Here is an 8,179-nt window from a genome sequence, read left to right as displayed (position 1 = left end):
GGCCAGCACCTTGCCCAACTCAACGCCCCACTGGTCGAAGCTGTTGATGCCCCAGATGGAACCGCTGACAAACACACGGTGCTCCTGCAGGGCAATCAGGGCGCCCAGGCTGGCGGGCGTGAGTTGCTCCAGCAGCAGGAAGGTGCTGGGCCGGTTGCCCGGGAAATGCCTGTGCCCGCCCGCATCTTCTTTTCCACGCATCAAGGCTTGCGCCTGGGCCAGCACGTTGGCCAGCAATTTGCCGTGATGCCCCGGCATGTCATGCGGATAGTGCGCGGCTTGCTTGACCGCCACAAACTCGACCGGCACGATCGAAGTGCCCTGGTGCAGCATTTGGAAATACGCATGCTGGCCATTGGTGCCGGGCTCACCCCACAGCACTGGCGACGTTTCAAACGGCAAGGCCTCGCCGCTCATGTCCACGCGCTTGCCGTTGCTCTCNNTTCCACGCCCCACTGGTCGAAGGGGTTGATGTTCCACACCACGCTTTGCACGAACACTTTGTGCTCGTAAAGCGCGATCAGCATGCCCAGCGTGTGCGGATCGAGTCTGTCGAACAGCAGGGTGTTGGTCGGTTTGTTGCCGGGAAACACCTTGTGCGGCAGCAGGGCTTCCAGCGCCTCGCCATGCATGCCCTGTGCTTCCAGTTCGGCGCGCGCTTCTGCTGCGGTCTTGCCGACCATCAAGGCTTCGGTTTGTGCGAAACAGTTGGCGAGCAGGATGGCGTGGTGTTCGCCGAGCGGATTCTGGCTGTGCAGCGGGGCGAGAAAATCCGCCGGGATCATGCGTGTGCCCTGGTGGATGAGTTGGTAGAAGGCGTGCTGGCCGTTGGTGCCGGGTTCGCCCCACACCACCATGCCGGTATCGTAATCCACCGCGTTGCCGTCGCGATCCACGCGCTTGCCGTTGCTCTCCATTTCAAGCTGCTGCAAATACGCTGGCAGGCGGCGCAAGGCACTGCTGTAAGGCGCAATACTGCGGCTGGTAAAACCGTGGAAGTTGCGGTACCAGACATCCAGCAGGCCTAGGCGCACCGGCAGGTTGTGCGCCAGTTCCGCCGTGCGAAAGTGCTCATCCATGGCGTGCGCGCCCGCCAAAAACTCACGAAAACCTCCTGCGCCAATCGCCATGGCAATCGGCAAGCCGATGGCGGACCACAGGGAATAGCGGCCGCCCACCCAGTCCCAGAAACCGAAAGTGGTGGTGATGCCAAACTCATTCGCCGCAGCGACATTGGTCGTCAGCGCGGCAAAATGGCGGCCAATGTCATGGCCGCCCTGCGCCTCAAACCAGATCCTGGCCGAATGGGCATTGGTCATGGTCTCGGTGGTGGTGAAGGTCTTGGAGGCAATCAGGAACAGCGTGTTCCGCGGTTTGAGTTGGGCCAGCACGCCCGCCAGCTCATCGCCATCGACGTTGGAGACAAAGTGAAAACGCTTGGCCCTGGTGGCAAATTCGTTAAGGGCCAGCACCGCCATTTGCGGCCCCAGGTCCGAACCGCCGATGCCGATGTTGACGATGTCGGTGATGGCTTCATCGCCACGCACCTGCTCCGCGTAGGCCAGCATGGCGTCCAGCGTGGCGTGAACCTGCGGCCATTCAGTTGCTATGTTTTTTATAGCTTTTTGCGAACGTCCTGTCTGGTCCAGAGGTGTATTTCTTAACAAAAAATGCATCGCGGCACGATGCTCGGTGCGGTTGATCAGCTCGCCCGCAAACATCGCGTCGCGCTGCTGCTCAAGCCCGCATTGCCGCGCCAGGTCCAGCAGCAGCGCCTGGCTGTCGGCATCGATCAGGTTTTTGGACATATCCGCAAAGACATGCGGCGCGTCCTGGCTGAAACGGGCAAAGCGCTGCGAGTCTGCGGCAAACGCATCGCGCAGGTCGAAATTTTTGCCGGAGGCTTCAAAGCAGGCTTGCAGCGCCGCCCACGCCGGCGTCTGGTCGCAACGTAATCGTTTCATGGGGCGACCTAGGCTGCCAGCATCAATTGTTCAAGCTTGACAGCATCAAGCGCAAACGCGCGTATGCCTTCGGCCAGCTTCTCGGTGGCCATGGCATCCTGGTTCAGTGCGTAACGGAAACCGGCTTCGTCCAAACTCACTGCGGGCAAGTCCAGCGCCGCCGCGGCATGGGCGTCCAGCGCGCGTGCCAGCGGTGCGTCGGAGTCAGCCAGCTGGGCCAGCAGCTCGGGGCTGATGGTCAGCAAGTCGCAGCCCGCCAGCGCCGTGATCTGGCCCACATTGCGAAAACTCGCGCCCATGATTTCCGTGGCAATGCCAAAGTGCTTGTAATGGTGGTAAATCTGACGCACCGATTTCACACCGGGGTCGTTGGCACCCGCATTCGCAGCCTCGTCCCAGGCCGTGCCAGCCGACTTTTTATACCAGTCGTAAATGCGTCCCACGAACGGTGAAATCAGCTGCACCCTGGCTTGGCCGCAGGCCACGGCCTGGCAGAACGAAAACAGCAGCGTGAGGTTGGTATGGATGCCGCGCTGCTCCAGCTTTTCAGCGGCCTGAATGCCTTCCCAGGTGGCGGCCACCTTGACCAGCACCCGGTCAACGTGAATGCCCTCGGCCTGGTACAGCTCGATCAGGCGTTCGGCACGCGTGACCATGGCGTTGGCATCAAAGCTCAGGCGAGCATCCACCTCGGTTGACACGCGGCCCGGAATGATGGACAGGATCTCGCAGCCAAAGCGCACCAGCAGCCGGTCGATGATTTCGTCCAGCGCACGGCCCTTGAACCGGCCTACCGTGTCCTGCAGCAGCGGCTGGTAATCAGCCTTTTGCACCGCCTTGAGGATCAGCGAAGGGTTGGTGGTGGCGTCTTGCGGCTTGAATTGGGCCAGCTGTTTGAAGTCGCCCGTGTCGGCCACCACGGTGGTGAACTGTTTGAGAGTGTCGAGTTGATTCATGGCATGAACGCTCAGAGAGAGCGCGAGGTTTGGCAGGATGAAGCCATCGTAAAACACGTGGGGGTCACATGCATCAGACAGGCGCAGTTACCATTATGCCCATAGAATATGAAACTTTATTACCACGACAATTTCTCATCATGAGTTTTGACCTTATCCTGTTTGGCGGCACCGGCGATCTGGCGTGGCGAAAAATCATGCCTGCCCTGTTTCAGGCCTTCCGCCACGGCACGCTGCCTGCGGGCGGTCGCATTGTGGGTGTGGCGCGCGACGATTTGTCTGACGACCAATACCGGGCCCTGATCAAAGCCCGCTTTGACCACGTCGAACTGGCCAAGCGCCCCAGCGAGGAAGAGTTTTCGCGCTTTGCGGCGTTGCTCGGTTACCTGCGCATGGACTTGTCCAACCCGGCCGACTATGCCCACCTTGCGGCCAAGCTGCAGCAGCGGCCCGCCGATGTGGTGGTGATGTATGTGGCCACGGCGCCCGGTCTCTTTACCGTGGTGTGCGAGCAGATGGCCGCCGCCGGCCTGAACGGCCCGCAAACACGGGTGGTGCTTGAGAAACCGCTGGGCCATGATCTGGCCTCCAACCGCGCCATCAACGAAACCGTGCGCAGCGTGCTCACGGAAAAACAGATATTCCGCATCGACCATTACCTGGGCAAACCCGCGGTGCAAAACCTGTTTGCCCTGCGCTTCGGCAATTCGCTGTTTGAACCCCTGTGGCGGCGCGAGCACATTGCCAACATCCAGATCACCATTGCAGAAGAGCTGGGTGTGGAAAAACGCGGCGCGTTTTACGACAGCACCGGTGCGCTGCGCGACATGGTGCAGAACCATGCACTGCAACTGCTGTGTGCCATTGGCATGGAGCCGCCCATCAACTCGCACGCCGATGCCATCCGTGACGAAAAACTCAAGGTCTTGCGATCACTGAAAGCCTGGACGCCCGAAACCCTGAGCCAGCACGTCATTCGCGGCCAGTATGCCGCTGGCAGCATCGAGGGCGAGGCGGTGCCCGCCTATCGCGATGAACCAGGCGTGGACCCGGACAGCCGCACCGAAACCTTTGTGGCCCTGCGCACCGAGATTGCCAACTGGCGCTGGGCCGGTGTGCCGTTTTACATACGCACAGGCAAGCGGCTGGCCGGCAGTGACGCGCATATCGAGGTGAACTTTCGCCCAGCGCCCCATGCCATCTTCAAGTCACCCCTGGCGAGCTCGAATGTGGACAACCGGCTGGTGATCAACTTGCAGCCCAAGGACGGGCTGGAGCTGCATTTGCTGGCCCAGGGGGCCGACCAGCGCCATGGCAGAGGCACACCGACCCTGGCACCGGTTCAGCTCGACCTTGATTTCGACAAGCGCTTTGGCTCCGAGCGCGTGGGCGCTTACGAGCGGCTGCTGCTCGATGTGATAGCCGGGCGGCTCAACCTGTTTGTGCGCAGCGATGAGCAGGAAGAAGCCTGGCGCTGGGTCGAGCCGATTCTGGACGCGTGGCGCAACGACAGCGCCAAGCCCCGCCCTTATGCCGCAGGAACCTGGGGGCCAAGCGCCGCCAGCGCCATGATTGCCCGCGATGGTTATTGCTGGAGTGAAGAGTGCTAAGGAAGATGGAAATTGCCGAAATACCTCTTCCCCGTCATTGCGAGCGAAGCGTGGCAATCCATGAACCCGCTTTTTCGACGATGGATCGCCGCGCTTCGCTCGCGATGACGAAACGGGTATGTTTGTAATTTCTGACTCACTAAGGGTTCCCAATGCTTGACCGGATCAAGGCATCCCTGCCCTCGCTGGCCCCTGCAGAACAGCGGGTGGGCCGCTTGGTGTTGGCTGACCCGCGCGCGTTTGCCAGCCTGCCCATCACCGAGCTGGCCAGCCGCTCGCATGTCAGCAAGCCGACCGTGGTGCGGTTTTGCCGCAGCGTGGGCTACGACGGCCTCTCGGACTTCAAGCTCAAGCTGGCGGGCAGCGTGAGCGAGGGCGTTCCCTTTATTCACCGCAGCGTGGATGCAGATGACAAGACCGCCGATGTGATCGTCAAGGTCATTGACAACACCGTGGCCGCATTTTTAAAGTACCGCAATGATGCCAGCCCGCTGGCCTTCGAAAAAGCCACACAGGCACTGCTGGCGGCCTACAACACCGGCAAACACATCGAGTTTTTCGGCGTGGGCAACTCCGGCATCGTGGCGCAAGACGCCCAGCACAAATTTTTCAGACTGGGCATTACCAGCATTGCCTACAGCGACGGCCACATGCAGGTCATGAGCGCCTCGCTGCTCGGGCCCGGTGACTGCGTGGTGGTAATTTCCAATTCAGGCCGCACGCGTGACCTGATGGACGCCTGCGACATCGCCCGAAAAAACGGCGCCACCACCATCGTCATCACCGCCACCGGCTCGCCACTCGCCGCGGCCGGGCACATTCACCTGGCGGCCGACCACCCCGAAGGCTATGACCGCTACAGCCCCATGGTGTCCCGCCTGATGCACCTGATGATCATTGACATTCTGGCCACCTGCGTGGCGCTGCGTATAGGCGCCAAGCTGCAGCCGCTGCTGCAGGAAATGAAAAATAATTTGCGCAACAAGCGCTATGCCTGAGGCGGACGCGGTGTGGCGGCAAAGAGGTCGCACGGATCACGCGCCATGACACCAAAGACGCTCGTCAGGCCATTCACCCCCTGTGCAGCCACCGATCATGGCTTCACCCGCGCAGGCCTCTCATTGACCAACCGTGTGGTCATGCACTCTACTTGGAGGGCATGCCCTTTGAGGAAGCCGCTTGCTTGGCCAGGAACTTGTCAATGAGCGTAATTTCCTTTTTCTGCGCAGCGATGATGTCCTTGGCCAGCTTTCGCATCTCAGGCGCTTTGCCGCTGCGCAGTTCGGGTTCCGCCATATCGATAGCACCCTGGTGATGCAAACTCATCATCTTGGCAAAGTCGACGTCCTGATTACCCGTCATCGGCATCGAGGATATCTTGTCACTCATGTCCTTCATCAGGGCTTTCATGTCCATGTCTCCGGCCATTGGCGACGAGCTGCTCATGCCCGGCATCGTGCTGGCGCCAGTCGCCGGCGCTGGTTGAGCCTGCGCCAGCGGCTGCAACAGCGCGGCTGCCAGTGCGACGAGGGCGGCGCCGCCTATTTTGGTGTAGTTAAGTGTGTGGTTCATGCGGACTCCTTCATTCATTCCAGGGGTTGTCTTCTTCAGGCGGCGCTCATCTTGCGGCATTCTTCCGCGCACTTGAGGCAGGCTTTTGCACATGCCTGGCAGTGCTCCATTGTGTGTTTTGCACACTCGTCGCTGCACGACTTGCAGATATCGGCGCACAAGGCACAAATGGCCTTGCTGTGTTCACTGCCGCGCGCCATGGCTGCTGCAGCCAGCGCGCAAATTTGGGCGCAATCCATGTCCAGGGCGATGCAACGTGCCATCATCTTGACGTCTTGCTCGTGCAGGCAGGAAGTCGCACAGTGATTGCAGGCGACTGCGCATGCGTTGCAGGCCTCTATGCAGGCGTTAAATTTTTGGTGAGCCATTTCGATTCTCCAGGAGGGTGGTACACAATGACGGAACAGACTCATCACTATCGGTAAAGCGTCAGTACCATGTTGTAAGGCGCCACGCCATCGCGGTGTAGTCGTTTGCAGCGGCTTCACCACATGCTTGCCGGATAAGACAACGTAAAAAAGCGAGCGCCCAAAAGACCCGGAATCAGCGCCTGCACAGATTGCGCGAACATCCTGTACGGCTTGCACTTGAGCTTGTCAGAAAACGGATATCCCAGGGATTATTCGTCAGTAATGACTGAAACCCATAAAAACCGTGGACTATTAGCTATTAAATTAGTAGCATACAGGCCCTTGCCAGGTTTCAGGCCAGTGGCAGCGAGCGTTCCACGATCCCCGCAAACAGCGCCGCGCCCAGCGGCAGTATGCTGTCGTTGAAGTCGTAGCAGCTGTTGTGCAGAAAGTGGCTGCCCACGCCGCCCACACTGCCGCCCTTGCCATCGGGCAGTTGCTCGCCCTGGCCGAGGCGCAGGTAGGCGCCTGGCTTGACTTTGAGCATGAAAGAGAAATCTTCCGCACCCATGCTGGGCTCCAGGTTATGCACGACATTTTCCGGGCCCACGAGCTGGTCAGCAACCGCTGCCGCCAGTGCGTACTCGGCCGGTGAATTGATGGTGGCCGGGTACAGTCGTTCGTACTTGACCGTAGCGGTCGCCCCAAAACCCTGCGCCACCGATGTGCAAAGCTCACGCAAACGCCGCTCTATCAGCTCTTGTATCTCGGGCTTGAAGGTGCGCACGGTGCCCACCAGGGTGGCATTGCCGGGCACCACGCTCATGGCGCCCAGATCGCCCGCCTGCATGGCGCACACGCTGACCACGGCATTGTCCATGGCTTTCACGTTGCGCGAAACAATGCTCTGCACCGCCGTGATGATGTGCGCAGCCACCAGCACCGGATCGACCGTGAGATAAGCATGGGCGCCATGGCCGCCCTTGCCGGTGATCTCGATCGTGATGCGGTCGGCCGCCGCCATCATGGGCCCGGGGTTGATGCCTATGGTGCCGGGCGGCATGGCCGGCCAGTTGTGCATGGCGTAAATGGACTGTACCGGGAAGCGTTCGAACAGCCCGTCCTTGATCATGGCGTTTGCCCCCCCGCGCCCCTCTTCTGCCGGCTGGAACACCAGCACCGCATCGCCCGCAAAGCGGCGTGTTTCGGCCAGATAACGGGCCGCGCCCACCAGCATGGTGGTGTGGCCGTCGTGGCCACAGCCGTGCATCAGCCCGGCTTTGGCCGATTTCCAGCCAAACTCGTTGTGCTCGGTCATGGGCAGCGCATCCATGTCGGACCGCAAGCCCACCATCGGCCAGACGCTGGACTTGAACGCTGTGCCGGTTTGCTGCCCCCTGATCACGGCGACCACGCCTGTCTTGCCGATGCCCGTGTGCACCTCGTCAACGCCGCACAGCTTGAGCGCATGCGCCACCCGGCTGGAGGTGTAAACCTCTTCAAAGCCAAGCTCCGGGTGCGCGTGCAAGTCGCGCCGAAACGCCGTCAGCTCCGGATGGAATTGCGCAATTTGTGCAAAGGCGCGGCCATTGGCGCGCAACTGGGTCGGTCGGTCGGCGTGCAAGGTGTCTGGCCCATCAGAAAGCAGGGAAGATAAAACCGTTGGTGGAGTGGCCGGAACGCGCATGTCAGTTGAATCCTGGGTTCAGCAAATACCAAATACTAGT

Annotated in this window: 7 protein-coding genes and 1 pseudogene; 2 read left to right on the top strand and 6 right to left on the bottom strand. The window is 60.7% G+C overall.

What is annotated here, in order from left to right; translation table 11 throughout:
- The 3 genes and pseudogenes from B3F77_RS11880 to tal form a co-directional block, all read right to left on the bottom strand.
- Positions 1 to 441 (bottom strand): annotated as a pseudogene (locus tag B3F77_RS11880) (glucose-6-phosphate isomerase); the annotation flags it as partial.
- The gene (pgi, locus tag B3F77_RS11875) at positions 414 to 1,964 is read right to left on the bottom strand and encodes a glucose-6-phosphate isomerase (RefSeq protein WP_293605152.1); all 1,551 of its coding nucleotides are present in this window, start codon (positions 1,962 to 1,964) and stop codon (positions 414 to 416) included. The pseudogene B3F77_RS11880 and the gene pgi, both read right to left, overlap by 28 nt.
- A gap of 8 nt (positions 1,965 to 1,972) precedes the next feature.
- Positions 1,973 to 2,920: a transaldolase gene (tal, locus tag B3F77_RS11870; RefSeq protein WP_293605151.1), complete on the bottom strand. Its 948-nt coding sequence runs from the start codon at positions 2,918 to 2,920 to the stop codon at positions 1,973 to 1,975.
- A gap of 140 nt (positions 2,921 to 3,060) precedes the next feature.
- Here tal and zwf point away from each other — a divergent pair, with 140 nt between their 5' ends.
- Together zwf and B3F77_RS11860 are read left to right on the top strand one after the other, a co-directional pair.
- A complete protein-coding gene (gene zwf, locus B3F77_RS11865; RefSeq protein WP_293605150.1) occupies positions 3,061 to 4,530 on the top strand; it encodes a glucose-6-phosphate dehydrogenase in 1,470 nt (489 codons plus the stop codon).
- A 152-nt stretch (positions 4,531 to 4,682) separates the two neighbouring features.
- On the top strand, positions 4,683 to 5,528 hold the full coding sequence (locus tag B3F77_RS11860; RefSeq protein ID WP_293605149.1) for a MurR/RpiR family transcriptional regulator: 846 nt from the start codon (positions 4,683 to 4,685) through the stop codon (positions 5,526 to 5,528).
- Positions 5,529 to 5,676: 148 nt separating this feature from the next.
- On the opposite strand, the gene B3F77_RS11855 is transcribed toward B3F77_RS11860, so the two are convergent.
- From B3F77_RS11855 to B3F77_RS11845, 3 genes are all read right to left on the bottom strand, one after another.
- Positions 5,677 to 6,102, bottom strand: a complete 426-nt coding sequence (locus B3F77_RS11855) for a DUF305 domain-containing protein (RefSeq protein ID WP_293605148.1) — start codon at positions 6,100 to 6,102, stop codon at positions 5,677 to 5,679.
- A 35-nt stretch (positions 6,103 to 6,137) separates the two neighbouring features.
- Positions 6,138 to 6,470, bottom strand: coding sequence for a four-helix bundle copper-binding protein (locus tag B3F77_RS11850; RefSeq protein ID WP_026780934.1), 333 nt, complete (start codon positions 6,468 to 6,470; stop codon positions 6,138 to 6,140).
- Between the two features lie 334 nt (positions 6,471 to 6,804).
- Positions 6,805 to 8,076: a M20 aminoacylase family protein gene (locus B3F77_RS11845; RefSeq protein ID WP_293605147.1), complete on the bottom strand. Its 1,272-nt coding sequence runs from the start codon at positions 8,074 to 8,076 to the stop codon at positions 6,805 to 6,807.
- Between the last annotated feature and the right edge of the window lie 103 nt (positions 8,077 to 8,179).

Source organism: Polaromonas sp. UBA4122, assembly GCA_002381615.1.
GTDB lineage: Bacteria > Pseudomonadota > Gammaproteobacteria > Burkholderiales > Burkholderiaceae_C > Polaromonas.
The sequence above is the reverse complement of the archived record's forward strand: the minus strand, read 5'-3'. Positions and strand labels throughout refer to the sequence as shown.